The 17,030-nt window shown below is 61.0% G+C and carries 13 protein-coding genes and 1 pseudogene; 1 reads left to right on the top strand and 13 read right to left on the bottom strand.

Going from position 1 to position 17,030, the window contains the following annotated elements:
- Window positions 1–27 precede the first annotated feature (27 nt).
- From A5686_RS25470 to A5686_RS25440, 7 genes and pseudogenes are all read right to left on the bottom strand, one after another.
- Window positions 28–921 carry a dihydrodipicolinate reductase gene (locus tag A5686_RS25470; RefSeq protein ID WP_197520700.1) on the bottom strand — a complete coding sequence of 298 codons (894 nt, stop codon included), beginning with the start codon at window positions 919–921 and terminating at the stop codon, window positions 28–30.
- Window positions 922–1,209: 288 nt separating this feature from the next.
- Complete coding sequence (locus A5686_RS25465; protein WP_067940203.1) at window positions 1,210–2,562, bottom strand: cytochrome P450; 1,353 nt, start codon at window positions 2,560–2,562, stop codon at window positions 1,210–1,212.
- A gap of 86 nt (window positions 2,563–2,648) precedes the next feature.
- Window positions 2,649–3,819 (bottom strand): annotated as a pseudogene (locus A5686_RS25460) (thiolase domain-containing protein).
- A gap of 154 nt (window positions 3,820–3,973) precedes the next feature.
- Window positions 3,974–5,665, bottom strand: coding sequence for an acyl-CoA synthetase (locus A5686_RS25455; protein ID WP_067940201.1), 1,692 nt, complete (start codon window positions 5,663–5,665; stop codon window positions 3,974–3,976).
- 72 nt (window positions 5,666–5,737) lie between these two features.
- Window positions 5,738–6,898, bottom strand: a complete 1,161-nt coding sequence (locus A5686_RS25450; protein WP_067940199.1) for an aromatic ring-hydroxylating dioxygenase subunit alpha — start codon at window positions 6,896–6,898, stop codon at window positions 5,738–5,740.
- A gap of 64 nt (window positions 6,899–6,962) precedes the next feature.
- Window positions 6,963–7,997 (bottom strand): hypothetical protein, encoded by a 1,035-nt coding sequence (locus tag A5686_RS25445; RefSeq protein WP_067940197.1) that lies wholly within the window; start codon window positions 7,995–7,997, stop codon window positions 6,963–6,965.
- Window positions 7,998–8,140: 143 nt separating this feature from the next.
- Window positions 8,141–9,061 carry a metal-dependent hydrolase gene (locus tag A5686_RS25440; protein WP_067940195.1) on the bottom strand — a complete coding sequence of 307 codons (921 nt, stop codon included), beginning with the start codon at window positions 9,059–9,061 and terminating at the stop codon, window positions 8,141–8,143.
- A gap of 261 nt (window positions 9,062–9,322) precedes the next feature.
- Here A5686_RS25440 and A5686_RS25435 point away from each other — a divergent pair, with 261 nt between their 5' ends.
- A complete protein-coding gene (locus tag A5686_RS25435; RefSeq protein ID WP_067940193.1) occupies window positions 9,323–10,228 on the top strand; it encodes a hypothetical protein in 906 nt (301 codons plus the stop codon).
- A 67-nt stretch (window positions 10,229–10,295) separates the two neighbouring features.
- Here A5686_RS25435 and A5686_RS25430 read toward each other — a convergent pair whose 3' ends face one another.
- From A5686_RS25430 to A5686_RS25405, 6 genes are all read right to left on the bottom strand, one after another.
- Window positions 10,296–11,228, bottom strand: coding sequence for a class I SAM-dependent methyltransferase (locus A5686_RS25430; RefSeq protein WP_067940191.1), 933 nt, complete (start codon window positions 11,226–11,228; stop codon window positions 10,296–10,298).
- 155 nt (window positions 11,229–11,383) lie between these two features.
- Window positions 11,384–12,103 (bottom strand): TetR family transcriptional regulator, encoded by a 720-nt coding sequence (locus tag A5686_RS28255; protein ID WP_369829747.1) that lies wholly within the window; start codon window positions 12,101–12,103, stop codon window positions 11,384–11,386.
- Between the two features lie 180 nt (window positions 12,104–12,283).
- The gene (locus tag A5686_RS25420; protein ID WP_067940188.1) at window positions 12,284–12,955 is read right to left on the bottom strand and encodes a TetR/AcrR family transcriptional regulator; all 672 of its coding nucleotides are present in this window, start codon (window positions 12,953–12,955) and stop codon (window positions 12,284–12,286) included.
- A gap of 377 nt (window positions 12,956–13,332) precedes the next feature.
- Window positions 13,333–14,007, bottom strand: a complete 675-nt coding sequence (locus A5686_RS25415) for a TetR/AcrR family transcriptional regulator (protein WP_067940186.1) — start codon at window positions 14,005–14,007, stop codon at window positions 13,333–13,335.
- A gap of 11 nt (window positions 14,008–14,018) precedes the next feature.
- Complete coding sequence (locus tag A5686_RS25410) at window positions 14,019–15,500, bottom strand: NAD(P)/FAD-dependent oxidoreductase (RefSeq protein ID WP_067940276.1); 1,482 nt, start codon at window positions 15,498–15,500, stop codon at window positions 14,019–14,021.
- Between the two features lie 30 nt (window positions 15,501–15,530).
- Complete coding sequence (locus A5686_RS25405) at window positions 15,531–16,394, bottom strand: hypothetical protein (protein ID WP_156750238.1); 864 nt, start codon at window positions 16,392–16,394, stop codon at window positions 15,531–15,533.
- Between the last annotated feature and the right edge of the window lie 636 nt (window positions 16,395–17,030).

Below are 17,030 nucleotides of genomic sequence, written 5' to 3'. Positions count from 1 at the left end.
GTTCGGCGCAAGCTGACGCCGTGAATGTCATCGCATGAGGGAGGCCGCAATTGCGGGCAAGTCAGCGTAGGTGGCGATGCCTGGTGCCGCGGCGCATACCGCTGGAATCGCGTTGATCAGTGGAGCCGCTGTGATTCGAAGACCTATGCCGCGCATTCGCTCTCGGTTGAGGTCGGCGAGATCCTCATCGGTCGGCAGCATGTTGATTCGCACGTGGATGTTCGGGTCTCCCACAACCTCAAGGTGATATCCGTCCTCGACAACCCATGGCGGATCCAGTGACCGCGTTGCCACCCACCGTTGATTGACGCTGAGCACCTCGCGGCCGTCGGCAATGCCTTGCCATTTGACGTCCATTCCGGCCACGTGTCCGGCCGGGATGGGTACCCCGTCAGCGACGAAATCATTCTTGGCATAGGCGAACCCGACCGTACACGTGATGTCATCCAGGTTTATCCGCATCAGACGGGCGAACATGTCGACGGCTTCAGCGAAGACGGCCGTACCTCTCTGCACATCCTCGGCGTGGCCTGGGTCATCCTTCGGCCGTCCCCACCCGACCGACTGGAAATTGGCGTCTCCTATGAACTGCGAAACGTCGACGGACTCACCCATCGATGCGTACCGCACGTCGGTAGACATTCCGCTCGCGATCGCGGCGATCATCTGCATGAAACCCGGGTTGGCTCCGCTGCCGAAAATGGTGGCGTTCCCGCCTTGTGCAGCTGCGATGATTGCGTCTCGATCTTCACTGGGTAAGTTTCTACCGGTGAGGAATTCGGCGCTGGTGACGATGTTGACTCCGGCCCGCAAGATGTGCGTGACATCTTCAATGTCGAAATGTAGCGGTGTGTAAACGACGCAGTCCAATCCAAGGGCAAGCAGTTGATCAATACTGTCCGTCGCTACGACTCCAAGCATTTCGCCAAGCCCGCAGAGCGTTCCAACATCGGCCCCAACCTTCTGCCGAGAGTGAGCATAGGCGCCGACAAGTTCGAGATCTGAGCGCATCCGCAGCGCTTTGACCGCCTCTTTGGCAACATTCCCCGTCGTCCACTGCGCTATACGGAGCATGTTGCTCGGCCTTTCTTCGGCTGTTCGCTACGAACATGACATCGAAGATGTGTTCGCTTGGACAGCGAACAGCATGTGTCGGGTATCGACGATGTCCGCACCCGCCGGATTTGCATCAGCGAGTCCCAGGCAAAGTCACGCGGTCCGCCTGCGGTAGCGGACTTTTGCTGGCTGAGCTAGCTGAACCACCATCTTGCTGTGATCGTTATGGTAGGAGTTGGCGTCCTGACTCATCTCAAACTCAAACTCGCGCAGAAGAACTGAGAAGATGGCTTTGATCTGCATGGCGGCGAAGGGTGCACCCACGCATCGGTGTCTGCCCGCACCGAAGGGGATCCAAGTCCAGCGATTGATGAGATCTTCCTGTCGGGGCTGCTCGTATCGTTCGGGCGCGAAGCTATCAGGGTCGGGGAAGTCCTCGGGGATTCGATTGGACACTGCCGGCGAGGTTGCCACCATGTCGCCCGTACTGATGGGGAGTCCGGCCACCTCGAAATCGCCCTTGGCGATCCGCATCAGAATGATGAGCGGCGGATGCAGCCGAAGTGCTTCTTTGAGGACGTTCTCCAGGCGCGGAATTTGGCGCAGCGCGTGGAAACTGACCTCTTTCCCGTCGGCGTAGAGCGCGTCGAGCTCCTCGATCACGCCGGCACTGATGCTGGGATGACGCAGCAATTCGATCAGCGTCCAGGCGGCGGTTCCGGAGCTGGTGTGGTGGCCGGCGAACATCATCGAGATGAAGATTCCGGTGATCTCGTCAGCGGAGAACCTTGGTTTGCCCGATTCATCGGCGACGGCAATTAACAGGTCAAGCATATCGCGATCGCTCTTGTCGGCCGGCGGGTTGGCAATGCGGTTGTCCATGATGCTTTGTACGAGTGCTACCAATTCTTTTCGCGCTTCGTCGCGGCGACGGAAGCTTTCGATCGGTAGGTAGGGATCCACGTAGCACAACGGGTCGGTACCGCGTTCCAACTCGTGATAAAGGTGGGCGAACCGGGCGTCGAGTTCATTTCGGAATTTGACGCCGATCAGGCAGGCCGATGACGTGTAGATGGTCAGCTCTGCGAAGAAGTCGAGGAGGTCAATCTCACCTTCGGCGCCCCATCCGCTAATCATCCTGCGCACTTCGGCTTCGATGGTGGTGGCGTGGCCTTTCATATGCTCGCCACGCAGAGTTGAGTTGCGGAGCATGTCTTTACGCTGCTCGGGGTCGGCGTCGAAGACCACGCCCTTGCCGAAGATTGGTGTCATGAATGGGTAGGCTTCGGCCTGGTCGAGATCCTCGTCTGCGGATCGGAAGAAGAATTCGTTGGCCTCCGAGCCCGACAAGAGTACGACTCGCTTGTTCGCCAGTTGAAATGCGCCGACGTCCCCGCACTCGGAACGTACGCGCTTCATCAGTGCGATCGGATTGGTGCGGAACTCCTCAAGGTGTCCGTGTTCTTCCTCTCCACCCGATACGCGAGGAACCTCGAGTAAGGTCACTGCCGTTACCCCCTATGGTGACTGCTATTTTCCGGCATTTATGTCTTGGTTGTGGTTTCGACGCGGCGACTGGTTTGGGCCCGCCGTCAGGGTTTATCGGCGCCGACCACCCACATGGAGTAGTACTGTGAAGCTCCGCCGTAGGCGTGACCGAGTGCTTTTCGGGCGCCATCGACCTGGTGAGCACCTGCTTTGCCCATCACCTGTATCGCTGCTTCCGCGAAGCGGATTAGGCCCGAGGCGCCGATAGGGTTGGAACACAACACGCCGCCAGACGGGTTTACCGGAATCCGACCGCCGATCGCAGTCTCGCCGGCCTCCGTGAGCCTCCACCCGCCTCCCTCAGACGCAAAACCCAAGTTCTCCAAATGCACTGGCTCAAACCAGGAAAACGGCACATAGATCTCCGCGACATCAATCTCATCAATTGGATTCGTGATGCCGGCCGCGCGCCACAACGCGGCTGAGGCCTCGCGACCGGCGAGCGTATTGACTTGATCACGGCCCGAATATGCGAGCGGTTCGGTGCGGAGCGCTGTGGCGTGGACCCAGGCTACTGGGTGCCCCTCGGCGAGCCGCTTTTCGGCGATGTCTTCGTCGCCGATGACGATGGCGCATGCTCCGTCCGATGATGGGCAGGTCTCGTCATACCTGATGGGATCCCAGAGCATTGGCGACGACAGCACCCTGTCAATCGTTATGTCGGGCTGCTGCAGGTGTGCCAGAGGATTCTTACAACCGTTGAGCCGATCCTTTACCGCGACTACCGCGCCGATGTGTGTCGGCGCTCCCGCGCGGTGGATGTAGGCCCGTACGTGGGGGGGCGAAGTAACCTCCGGCACCGGCACCGACCGGCGCATTGAACGGTATCGGGACTGACAACGCCCACATGGCGTTTGATTCCGACTGTTTCTCCCATGCCGTCGCTAGCACGCGCCGGTACTTCCCTGATTGGATCAGGCTCGCCGCAACTACACCGGTCGAGCCTCCCACCGATCCCGCGGTGTGCACTCGCAGTAGTGGCTTGCCGGTCGCGCCGAGTGCATCTGCCATGAACAGTTCGGGCATCATGACGCCCTCGAACAGATCGGGCGCCTTACCGACGACCACTGCGTCGATATCGTCGAAGGTAGAGCCGGAATCCGCCAACGCGGCGTCGATCGCTTCGCGCACAAGGCCGAGCATTGACACGTCCTGGCGCTTTGCGACGTACTTTGTCTGCCCGGTTCCGAGCACGGCGGCGTGCTGGCCCGCCACGCTAGGCGCCCTTCGGTTCCATGATGGTCCCCAAATCGTCTGTTACCGCCGGAATCTACTTTCTCCAAGCAAGGCGTTCACCTCCGCTGAGGCCCCTGGGGCCTAAGGTGCGCAGGTATAAGACTGCAGCATACGCAATCTTATAAACGTATGATCAGCCGGGTAAAAGCGGAAGGCCCGCCTTGACGTTGAGGCTTTCGGTGGCTATCCGCTTAGCCCAGCGGTAGTCGGCTTTGCCCGCCGGTGAGCGCTGAACGGTGTCAACGCGGATGATTGCCTTGGGCAGCTTGTACCGTGCGACATGCTGCTGGCAGATTTGGAGCAGGTCATGGTCGGAAGGGTCTCTGCCCGAGCGTAGTTGGACGATCGCGACCACTTCGTTGCCCCAGCGGTCGGATGGGCGCCCCGCCACGACGACGTCGTAGACGTCGGGATGTTGGGCCATCGCCGCCTCGACTTCTTCGGCGAAGATTTTTTCGCCGCCGGAGTTGATGGTGACCGCGTCGCGGCCCAGCAGCTCGATGCGGCCGTCGGCGAGATAGCAGGCCCGATCGCCAGGCACTGACCAGCGCACCCCGTCGATGATCGGGAAGGTGCGCGCGGTCTTTTCCGCGTCGTCCAGGTAGCCGAGTGGGATCAGGTTTCGGCGGGCCAGCCATCCCTCGCCGTCTCCGGGTCTTAGTGCCCGACTGAAGTCGGCGGCCACCACCGATGTTTCAGAACTCGGATTGAAAGTCGCCATCGCGATTGGTTGCGAACTCGTCGACATCGCGTTCATCTGCAGACCCGATTCCGAGGCGCCCGCGGTATCGATTATCAGTAGATTTGGGAGCGCGCCCACCAAGCGCTTACGGACACTGGGAGTCAGCGCCGCGCCACCGTTGCTGATGGACACCAACCCGGACAGGTCGTACGGGCGTCGCTCCAATTCATCGATAAGCGGACGCGCGATGGCATCACCGACCACCGGGATACTCATCACCCGTTCGCGTTCGGCAAGCGCCAAAATCTGCTCGGCGCGGATACTTTCGACATCATCGGGAAACGCCACCCAGCCACCCATCGTCATCACCTGGAAAGCGCCCCACTGCGCGGCGCCGTGCATCAACGGCGGAATCAACAGCACCGAGGTGGCGCCCGGTGCCTCGGATGCGCGCTCGGCCACTTCCTCGTAGGACGACAATGCATCGTCTGTGCCGAAAGAGCGCCCACCCATTGAGGAGACGAATACGTCGTGTTGACGCCACAGCACGCCTTTGGGCATACCGGTGGTGCCACCGGTGTAGAGGACGTAGAGGTCGTCGGCGCTGGGGGTGGGCATGCCAATCGCCGGTGGCGGACTGGCCACGATCGATTCGTAGTCGACGGCGCCAGGCAGCAATGGCTGGCCGCTGTGGTCGGCCACCTGGATCAAAAATTCCAAGTGGGGGAGTTGATCGCGGATGGCTGCGACCCGTGGTGCGAACTCGCCGTTGTACACCAGCGCGCGGGCTTTGGCATTGTCCAGCAGGTAGACGAGTTCAGCCTCCACATAGCGGTAATTGACGTTGAAGGGTGCGACACGGGCCCGGTACCCGCCGATCATGGCTTCCAGGTACTGGTTCCCGTTGCGTAGATACAATCCAACGTGATCCTGGCCGGATTCGTGCCCCTGCAGGTGGTTCCGCTCGGTATGACACCCCAGGCCAAGGGAGACAAAATAGTTCGCGGCGCCGTCGATGCGGGCATCAAGGTCGGCGTACGTCCACTCCCGCCCCCGCCAGAGCAGCACGCGGTTATCGGGAAGTGTCTTCGCCAGGGTCGAAAAGACCGTCGATAGATTGAAGCCGCAAGCATCGCCTGACATGATTCTCCTTCGGTTCGACCCGGTGAGCCAGAGCAAATAGCTGCACCGTCACCGGGATTAGCGTCCGGCCGCCTAGTGCGCCGCAGCCAAATTTGTTGTCAGCAAAGCCTGTTGCCACGCTGAGGCGAAATGGTGCAGCAGCGGCTCGTTGCGTCCGAAGACAACTTGGCCCACACCACCGTCGAGGCCGCGCTGACATGATTCGGCCATCGGGAAGTCCTCGTCGCGCAGAACCAGGCAAGTCGCCTCCATGCCGTTGGAATGCCACTCGCGTTCGGCCTCGGTTTCTACCGCGCTGGGGGTTCCATAGGACAGGTAGGCGACGCATTCACCGGGCCGCGCGCCAGGGTAGATGCGCAGCATCTGTGAGGTGCCGGGCGCCTCGACAAGGACACAACTCGGGAAGAGGCCGAATACCGAGGTCCCGAAGAATTGGTCCGGCCATTCCTTGGACGGCCTGTCGGCGAATTGGACGATGTCGCGGAACGGAAATGCCCACCGCGCATGCTGACCAAAGGTATCGCAAGGCGAGTTGTTGGTCACCATCGGAGCGAGGCTGTCGGCGTGGACGTAGGGGAAGTGATAACCCTCGAAGTTGACGTTGACGCACAGCTTCCAGTTCGTAGCCAGCTCGAACCGTCGCGTCTCGAAGTGGTGGGTGTGGGAAAAGCCGTAGCCGGCCAACGGTAGTGCAGCGCTGTCCAGGTGGGCGTCGACGCCGACATCGGCTGAGAGACCGACCGTTACGAGACCGTGGCGATCACTGACGGGTAGCTCGACGAGCCGGCGCTTGTCGAGCTCGGCGCCGGCGAACATCGCCTTAGCGGGTGCCCCGGTCAAGCGACCGTCGAGCCCATAGGTCCAGCCGTGATAGGGGCAGGTGAAGATACGGGTCGTGCCGCGGCCGTCGGCCACCTGTGCCCCGCGGTGTGCGCAGCCGTTCACGAACGCCCGCAGCTCCCCGGTGCGTGAACGTGCGACCAGCACGGGAATACCCATCACGTCTTTAGTGATGTACTGACCCGGCTCAGCAATCTCACCGGCCCACGCTATGACGTGCGGGACACCGAGGAGCATCGCCCTGTCGGCCTCGAAGCGTTCCTGGCTGACAAAGGCTCCCCGCGATTCCGTCCAGATGTCCGCGGCGATGTCCAGAGTGTTTGCTTCGATGTGCGCAAGCGCGCGCCGCGTCAGGTCGTGGGATTCCTGGACGGCCGCGCTGTGCTGATCCATCGATTACTTCTCCCGTCGGTCGTTGCCGTACATCCTGTGGTCGCTTCGGCTTGATTCCTCGGCCCTAGGTCTGCGTCAGAGTTCGTTCAGAATCCGGGGGCGCCGTGCTCTTCCCGCTGGCCGTAGCTGCGGCCGGGCGGGGAGTCCATAGCGGAAAGGTGGCAAAGACGGTCATGCCGAGCAGGCCCAGCGTCTGTACCGCGATGTAAAGCGTGAGGTGCCCTTCTTGAACCAAGTTGGCGACGATCATCGCGGCAAAGGACGCCACATATGCGGCCAGCCAACAGAGTAGGACCCGATCAAGCCTGCGAGAGGATGGTTGCGCGACGCGGAGTGCGCTGACGGCAACGATGAGCAGTGCGACGACGAGCAGGGCCATGAAGGGCCACTGCGGCCCCACCACAAAGGTCCAGATGCACAGCGGCGCCAGCAGCAGGACGCCGATCGCCAGTACGCCGAGTGCGCGTGCAGGAGCATGGAATGCGAACGCGCGACCGGTGGACCACCCGTGCTCGGGTAGGCCATCGACATGTGGGCGCGCTCCGAGCATCAGATAGTAAAAGGCCGCCCCCCACAACGACTCCCACGCCATGTCGACGAGCGGCCACCCGAGCCAATACTGGAACATCACGAAGTCACTGCGCCACGTCCACCAGACGATATGTCGCAGGTTCCCCTCGATGATGTAGGGCGCGTCGAGGGCGATCATGAACAGGCCACCGGTGGCGGCGGCTTTCAACCGACTGGTGATTCCCAGAGCCTCGACGATCTTGAAGCCGATGGAGAAGATGACCGGATAGAACAGCGTTACATACAGTGGCATCGCGGTGGTCCCGGCGAACAGCGGAACCACAGGGAAGTTCAGCATTACCACGAATTTGCCCTGCACGTACATGTTCAACGTTGCCATGCCGGCCAGTTCCAGAACCACTCCGTATACGAAGGCGCTGACCAAAACGAACGCGTACATTCGGACGCCGCGGCGGAACTGCACCACGGCGTTGACGACTGCCGAAACGAAGATCGACAGCATCAGGGCATCGAACACATTGGTCTGCCAGGGAAGGTCCAATGGATTGTTAATGATGATTGGACTCATTGCGCGATCTGGTTCTTTCTCATCGGGTGACGAGCTATCAAAGACATGGAGTCAGGGCGTATGGCGAAGCGGTGCATCTCGTGAACGGCCAACAGTTCCAGCGTCAAACCGCTGAGTTTGGCGGTCGACGACGCCACGTCGCGTCAGCTCGCCGAACCTACCGAGTACCAGCGGGCGGCGCTCTTGGGTTCCTCCTTGTACCGCGTGAACCAGCGGTCGGCAAACGGAGGTAGCTTCTCGGATTGCGGGTTGTGGCGGGGGCCCTGCGAGCGGACCAAACCTACTAGCATTTCCAACATTTCGCGCTTCGGGACGCCGGCGTAGGTCGGCTCACCGATCCCCTCGAGGTCGCGTGCGGCGCGCAGGGTCTCCCGGATTGCCCTGGGCGTAAGGCCATTTGGGATAAGCAAGCCTAACTGGCCGCCGTCCTCGGCGGGCACGTGCTCACGGAATCCGCTCGAAATGATGTTCAGGATCTCATGCAGGTGCTTCACCACACCGACGATGGTCTTCAACCGGTACAGGTAATTGCCGTAGACGGCGTTGTACACTACGAGCGCAGAACTGCGATGTTCGATCTCCTCGACGAAATGCCACAAGAACAACGACGCCACTGCCTCATCACCGGGCGCGAACAGCTTGTCTTCGTGGTCCAGGAAGACTTTGAAGTACGGCGTGAACGTCGCTTCAACTACCGCAGGATAGGCCAGTCGCCACTGGAGTGATTTGGTCGCGGTGAGTCGATCATACGATTCGATCACCTTGTCTTTCGTCTCTTGCAGCCCGGGCCAGCGCCGGATCAGTGCGTTGAGGTGACTTACATGGGCAGCGGAGTGCTGGGCCTCCTGGCGCAGGTAGAGATTGGCCTCCTCGGCGGCAGCCGGGTTCGTCATCAGCGGGATCGCTTCGCGCGTCGCATCGACGATGAATTTCTCGAAGCCAGGGGCGAAAAACGAGATCACGTTGCACTGCATCGCGAAGGAGCCACGGTCGGGATTCCAGTTGAAAGGTACATCGCGGCCGGCAAAGTCGAACCGTACACGCCGCACCGTGAGGTCGGACATCAGAAACCCCTTCAAAGTCGGATCTACGCGTCTGGATGTCTTCGAGACTATCGAGAAAGCGAGTTGTAGACAAGACGTATATGGATTAATGTATGGCCATACTGCATTCGGGCGCTGCTCCGGCCCCTCCGCGAGAGGCACGGGGCTCAGTGGTGACGATGGCGTCCCCACGTCAGGTGCTGTCTCGCCATACGGGTGCTAAATAATCGTATGGTGTCGCCGGCGAGCTGTCGCGCGCCGCGAACGAGATGGAGGCGGACAATGCTGGACAAAGTCATCACCACCGCATGCCTGATCTTCGTAGCTGTGATTGCCTGGGCGGCTACGGGGCCCGGAGGCATGGGGCTGCCCATCGCGGCGCAGATCGTCATGACGCTTTCCCTTTGCGTCCTGTTGTTAGGGCACATGTGGAAGCATCTCGGCGGACCGCTGATGACGGCCTTCTTCGCAACCGGAGCGGCACTCGAGTGGGCGTTCGAGCAAAGCAACATCACCCTTGGCGGGTTCATCTGGGGCGACATTCGCTACGGTGACCTCGGCGTGTTCAGTGTCCATTTAGGCGATGTGCCGGTCGTCGTACCTGTGTTGATGGCGGCCATGTTGTGGCCGACCTATGCCATGGTCAATCTGGCGCTCGACGGGCGCATCGTTGCCGACCCGCGATCGATGGTGTGGTGGCAGATCGTATGGCGGTGCGCGCTGTACGGGATGGTTCATTCCTGGCTCATGTTGGTATTCAACGCCGACTGTGAGAAGTTCGGCGTCTATCGCTGGGTTGGTCGAAGCCTGAAAAGGCCCGCGGCGGATATGTTTCTCGGCGACCCCACCGCTCCGCGCGGCTGGGCGATCTATGTCCTGGTCACAACGGCAGTATTCACGGCTGTCATGCTCCCGCTGATCGGCAAGGCTGCGGTCGCGCGTGCTGCCGACCCTGTCCTGCAATGGTCGGACGGTGCACCCGTCGTGCTCTTCGGGGCCATGGGCGTCATGGTCTACCTCAACCCGGCCAACAAGACGGTCGGCAACATCGCACTATGGACCATGGGTTTCCTTGCCGCTTTCGTCGGCTACCGCTTCGTAGCTCTAATTCGTGCACAGATACCAGCCGCCGCCTCGGTCCGCGGCCCGGAAACCGCGAGCACCCCGGACCGTGACTCCGTAGGATGAGCCGATGCCACTCCTTGGCGGGTGAGGCTGTCCGGAGCTAACGCGAGCCGGAGAGAGATCGGTCCGCCTATACCCGCCGGCCCTCAACGAACACAGTGCTGAACACGGCGTCCTCGACACCCTCGGGCGCAGGCCGCCCACACCGGGCCATTAGGTCGGTGGCCGCGAAATCTGTTACCTGCCAGCCTCTGTCGGCGAGCCAGTCCGCGACGTCTGCACGCTCCTCCAAGTACCACAAATCCGTGGTGACGCCCACCTGGATGCCGACTTTGCCGGCGGCTTCCCGCATAATTTGCATGTCCTGGCCGCGATCGGCCAGCGACTGTGGGTCGAAGAAACTTTCACCGAGCGCCTCGACGGCGATCCGACTGCCAGGTGCGCTGAGCTCCTGTAGCCGTGCGAAGAGCAAGTCCTGGCCGTCGGCGGGCAGGTAAGGTAATAGACCTTCGGCAGACCACGCCGTCGGGCGCGATGAATCAAATCCGGCTTCCCGTAACGCAGTCGGCCAGTCTTGACGCAAATCGATCGGAACTGCGACGTGACGCGCACGCGGTTCAACGTTGCGCTCTCGCAGCGTTGTAGTCTTGAACGCCAACACTTTTGGTTGGTCGATCTCGTAGACCGTCGCAGCAGGCAGCCACGGCAGCCGCCAGGCGCGAGCGTCGAGTCCGGCGCCAAGGATTACAGCCTGGTCGATGCCGTCAGCGCTGGCAACCGTGAAAAAGTCATCAAAGAACCTCGTCCGCACCGCGGTGTAGCCATGCATCGCCTGCATCCGTTCGATGAGCCCCGGCTCGGCGGCCATCTCTTCGAAAATTGCTTCGGTATAGGACGGATGCCACCCGTGCTCGGTGGCGGCATCCAGGAGGTACTGGGCGTAAGGGTCATTGAACAGGGGATTTTCAACGTATGCCTCGGCGGCCCGGCCCATCGCCACACCCAGCGCGGTCGCTCCCACGCTCTCGGTGATATCCCAACTGTCGTCATCAGTGCGAGCCATCTGTCGTCCTCATGTCGTCCTCGTGTCGCTTCTAGTCCCCGCCGCCGAACGGGGGGGTGACCATACGATAAGAATATATAGTATGGTCACCCGGCCCCCGATCCAGGACGCTGCCGCTGGGATAGCGGTTACGGGTGATATCCGCGTTTTGCCGCTTATCCGGTCGGTGGCACGTACGAGCTGTCGTTCCGCGACCGGGCAAGCAAGTCGATCGCCCGCGCGAGGCGAGCACGCACCTGCTCCGTCGTGACCCTGCCGCGGACCATCGCGAGCACTTGTGATGTCCACACATCGGCGAGAAGGTAACCCGTAGCTTTTTCACGTTCCGTTAGTTGTATGTCGCTGCGGCCGCCCGCAAAGATCGTCGCGAGCTGTTTGCGGACGTTCGCGACCTCGATGGACACTCTGGCGTCTGCGAATAGGTAGGAGCGCACCATGGCGTCCGCTAACTGAGGATTAGCCCCAGTCATCGCGCTCAACCGATCGGCGATGTGCCGAAGGCGCCCGGATGCGCAGTCCCCGTTGGGTGGGACCGGTGCTGCTGCGGGGTCGGAAAAGGTTTCCAACCACTCGCCGAGCAAAGTCACAAGCAGGTGTTCCTTCGAGGGGAAGTAGTGGTACACGGTGCCCAGCGCGACACTCGCGCGTTCGGCTACTAGGCGCATTTGTACCCCGTCATACCCGCCATCACATGCGACGGCAGCGGCCGCCAGAAGTATGCGTTGGCGTCGTCTCCGCTGGGACTGTGTCAACTTCAATTCGGTCGGCAGCGCGGCCCTTGGCTCGCGGAATCCGTGATCTGATCGGAAATCCAATGGTGTCCGCCTTATCCGGGGCCAAGGCAATGAATGTTCGACTTCTCCCTGAACCGCCACCACGGTCAATCGAGACTCTGATCCACGCGGTGGTGGAGCATGAAGCGAGCGACGAGGCGACGTTAATCAGTGAGACCATACATATTACATGAAGTGCATGGCGGGGCATGAGTGCCTAACCCCACAACGACTCTTGGCGTCGGCTGTGCTGCTTCCGAATCCGCGTGATTGGTAGTGTCTTTAGGACGCTGCGGGCCGACGGCTTCGCTTTTTCGGTTTCGCCGCGGTCAGGCCGCCGATCGCGCGGATCAGGTACGGATAGGTGATCGCTGGACCCACCCAGCGAGTGAGAAACCGACGCAGCTCAGCAGCGCGTCGAGGGGCTTTGTTGTCATCGATGAGAAAAGAGTGGAGAACTCGCAGGCAGAACTCGTTCATCTCATCGAGATCCTCGTCGGTGAAACCGTGCTCCTCCCAGTCAACATCGAAGCGATGCAGCATTTCCCGCCCAAATGTCAGCGCGGTATCGGAGGTGATCGAGGCGGCAGTTTCGCCGTTTGGCTTTTGCCGATTGAGAAGGTATGTGACTTGGCTGTCGGCGGACAGGCTTTCGATCGCGAAGGCCAAGCCTTCAACCACTGCCGCAACTGGGTCAGTGTGCCCCTGCGCATGCGCGGCGAGTTGGTCGAGGAATCCGTCAGCTGTACGCATGGCAGTTGCAATGAGAAGAGCTTCGGTCCCAGGGAAGTATCGGTAGACGGTCTGACGCGTCACGCCTAATGAGCGAGCGACGTCTGCTATGCGCATCGCCGATCCGCGTTCGGAGATAATCTCGTCGGCGGCGTCGAGGATCCGGCTGATCGCCTCTTCGTCAGACTTCGGCGTATCGCCAGACCATCCGTGGCTACGCATCAAACTGCACCATGGTCAACAGCATCGAAATGCTCATAGCGAGATGATAGCTACTCAGCGTGTCGTATGGGCCGACCACCACGTTCGACGCAGATCACTTGACCTCCGCACGGGGATTGACCGAGAAAATGTGGCCTACCAGTTGCGTTCGGCGAGGCTTGGCCTCCGTCGCCGGCAAGTCAACCGGGACAGCTTTCGCCGCCACACCATGGCACCCGGACTACGGCCACAATCCTATAGACCGCCGGCCTGAAAGCCCAACTGCGCAAACGAGAAATCGCGGCGTCGCCGTCCTGTCGGGGCGATCGGATCGCACGCCGTAGCCAAGCGCCGTCCGGGCTCTCGATTCATTGAGGCTGTGCTGAGCCGGACGCAGCCTAAGTGCTGTGAAACAGAGTGCCGTCCAGTCCGGCGAGCAGGACCTCGATAGCGGCGGTCATGTCGCCGTCGGGTAGCGCGTAGCTGAGCAGGCCAACGCCCATTGCGGCGCCGATGAATCCCGTGAGGAGGTCTCGGTCGGTGACATCCGCCGCGATTTCGCCGCGCTGACGCGCTTGGGTGAACATTTCCGCGAGCGACGCGTTGAGGCTGTCTCCCTGTATTTGCAGGGTTGGCAGCAGGTCGGGGTGGCGACGCAGTTCTATTGGCAACGACGCTAGAAACGGGGTGATGAGTGGCGATCGCTGATGGGCACGCGCCGAGGCGCGCATGATTTCTTTGATCTGATCGCGCAGCGTCGTTTGGCTGGTTGCTGATGCCAAGTATTCAGGTAGTAGTTCACCCAAGGCGGCTGCAAAGGCCGCTTCATACAGGTCACGCTTGGACGCGAAATACTGGTAGATCGATGAATGGGTAATCCCTGCGGCTTCAGCAATTTTGGTCATTCGAGCCCCGGAGTACCCGTGCATCCCGAATTCGGCTTGCGCCGCTTGCACGATCCGTTTGACCGTGTCTTCAGCGTTGGCCCCAGGTGGGCGCCCGAGCCCTCGCGGCTTTTGCGTGCGGGTTGCGCGGCGCCGCAACGGAGTCGGGTGCGACGCCTGGCCGGCCATGAAAAGAGAGCTTACCCGGTGCTGATTGCAACCGATGCCGTGTCGCGTCGTCCCATTGCGCGGTTGCGGTCAGCGGTCCGGTCGGCCGACGGCGGTGCCTGGTGCGGCGCGACCGGTGTGGGCAGCGAGGTTCGTTTCAATGCACGCAGGACGCCGAAGCGGGCCAAACCAAATAACACCTCGGGTTTGCGCAGTACGTCCGTCACGGTTTCTTGCAGATTGAATACGCGGTTCATGTGTCGGTCGACAGCCGCTTCTTGCCAGCAGGCGTCGGCGATGTACTGAAAGATCGGCCACGTTGTCGCGCGGATCAGCCGCTTGCGCCTCCCGTCGGGAAGCGCTCTGTTACCGGTCGCTTGTGGGTATCCAACGTCGCGACTGAATGCCAATGTCCACGCGCCTTGCAAGAACTTGGCCTGTTCGGCGTAGAACTGTTTAGGCAGCGCTGGTGTGCCGGGGTCAACGGTGTCGAGGAGCCGGCTCAAGATAACCGCGGAGGTGGCCGCACACGTCATGCCCTGCGCGTAGATCGGGTTGAACGCACACACGGCATCGCCGATCGCGACGAACTTTCGCGGTGGCTTATCGAGGCGATCGAAACGGCGCCAGACGTTGCTGCCCGAGCGAGTATGGTGCACGCCGGTCAGGGGGTCGGCCTGCTCGAGAATTCGCGCGAACTCGCGGGTGCGGGTTTTGGCGGCGGCGGCCTCGTAGGCAGCGACATCAGTGGGCATGTCCAGACCCCAGGAGAGCATGACCGCGATGAAAGCGTTGTCCTCGATGGGGAAGAAAGAACACAAGTATTGGTGCTCGGGTGGCGCGTCGGGGTTGGGGTCGGGGAAGACGGTCAACCACTTGTACCAGGGCGCGTTGTCAGGCCATCGGTACCAGCGTGACGAGTAGCTGACTTTGGCGTCCAGCGTCATTTCCTCGACCTCGGCGCCGAACTGGCGCATCCACATCGCTGCGCGACTGCCGCGTCCCGCCGCGTCGACCACGAAGTCCGCGTCGACGTCGTGCGTTCCAGACTCATTGCGGTAGGTGACGCCAGTGACCGCGTCACCTTTGGTGCGCAACCCGCTCACTCTGGCACCCTCCACCAGGGTGATGCGCGGATCTTCGCGCAGGAATTGCCGGATGGTGAGTTCGATCATCGGCCGTGACGCGGAGAACATGCGGAACTGGGTGCGTGACCGCGACGCCCATCCATGCAGCAGACAGTTAGCGGCTTCGAAACCCGGATCGATGTCGTTGCCGCCGTTAGTCACCAACCTTTCGGTGAAGCCGGGGAAGAGGCTTTCGATTGCTTCGCGCCCCGCGGTGAGTAGCGAATGGTTGTGCCAGGCCTGCGGCGTACCGCGCCGGCCTTGCACGGTCGTCGGCAAGGTATCGGCTTCGATCACGGTGATTTTGGCAAAGCGCCGCTGCAGTGCACGCGCAGCGCACATCCCGCCGATGCTTGCTCCGATGACAACGGCATGTTCTGAACTCATGCTCAGCATGATAACAAACAAGTCTGTTCTTTAAAAACCTCGCAACTCGCGCTTGCTTCCAACGCCGCCGCGGGAGCGGGCACCAGGTTCGGGCAGTGTGCGGCAACCGGGCCAAGCAGCAAGGATGACGATGGTCGTCAGTGCAATCAGACAGACCGTGATCTGCCCGGACGGGACGGGCCGATAGGTGAAGTTGGCCAGGGTGACGGCACCGTAGCCGACGACGTGGACTCCCAGCAATGTCCAACCCGCGCGGTCTAATCCCGTCGGCGTCTTGGCGCTATACCACATCACCGTTGCCCAGGCCAGCGCGATGGAAATGACGAGCGGATAGTGCGGCAGGTTGAGCGCGATGAAAATGCCCATGGGGAAACTGAGCAGGGGGCCCAGCGTGTTCATCAGAACGCCGAGAACAACCGGTGTAGCCAGCAAGGTCTTCCACGGGGTGGACTTGACCGCCTCGGGGTCGGCCTTCACGTCCCGGCGCGTCTCCCATTGCCAGACCATGAACATCATCAGCGACGGAAAGATCAGTTCCCAGAACGCGTCCGCCATCGGCCAGCCATACCAGTACTGGAAGATGTGCCGACCCCCGATCGTCCAATCCAACCACACCCACCAATTCACTTGTGGGAGTGGCCCGTTGACGACGTAGGGCGCGTCGATTAGCAGCATGACCACTCCTGCTGAAACCGAACGCGCAAGGATCGATTGAATGCCGAAAGCCTCGATGAGCTTGAACCCCAAGAAGATGATCACCGGATAGAAGCCGGCCATGACGTACAGCGGCATGTCCGTGTCATAGCCCAGCAAGTGGGCAGTTTCGATCATGACCGCGAATTTGCCCTGGATATAGCTGCGTGAAATCAGCATTCCGGTGGTGAATTCCATCATCAGTCCATAGCACAGACACCCCAGATACAAGACCAGATAAGTCGGTCGACCACTTCTGTACTGACGGACTGAATAAATCAAGATGAAAAGCGAGCTGGCGAGCATTATCGCGTCTAATGCGTTAAGCTGCCAGCCCAGCTGCAACGGATTATTGAATCTCATATGCGACCGCCGTGCACCCGGTTCGGCCTGACTGATTCCTCAACTCTGGCCTCTCTGTTTCCCGCCCACGGCGAAGTGGGTAGGCCAGGCCGCAATATACAACAGACTTGTCTGTTGGCTCAATACATGTCAGACGACTCATGCCGAGTGGATACAACCACCATTTGGAAAGCCCAAGAGCTGCAGGGTACTTGGAACGCTACGCCTGCATCATGCGCAGTCCTGCAGAGGGCGCTGCCGCAGGATCCGCATCGCCCGGACCGAGCCGTCGGGCACCGGTCGATCGGCCTCGGGTAGCACCACGGAAAGTCTGCAGCGATGATTTTTAGTCGTGTTTAACACGGCAGCATATTGCAGTAACGCGTTCTGTCGTCAGTGCGAGCGCAATAGATGTCAAGTCGCTCAGCACTATTTGTTGGCCAGGTTCTTGGAACCGGTTTGGGTTCTTAGTCGACTGGCCTATCAGTGCCTGTT

Origin of the sequence: Mycobacterium sp. E2479, assembly GCF_001667925.1 — a bacterium.
Taxonomy (GTDB): Bacteria; Actinomycetota; Actinomycetes; order Mycobacteriales; family Mycobacteriaceae; genus Mycobacterium.
The sequence above is the reverse complement of the archived record's forward strand: the minus strand, read 5'-3'. Positions and strand labels throughout refer to the sequence as shown.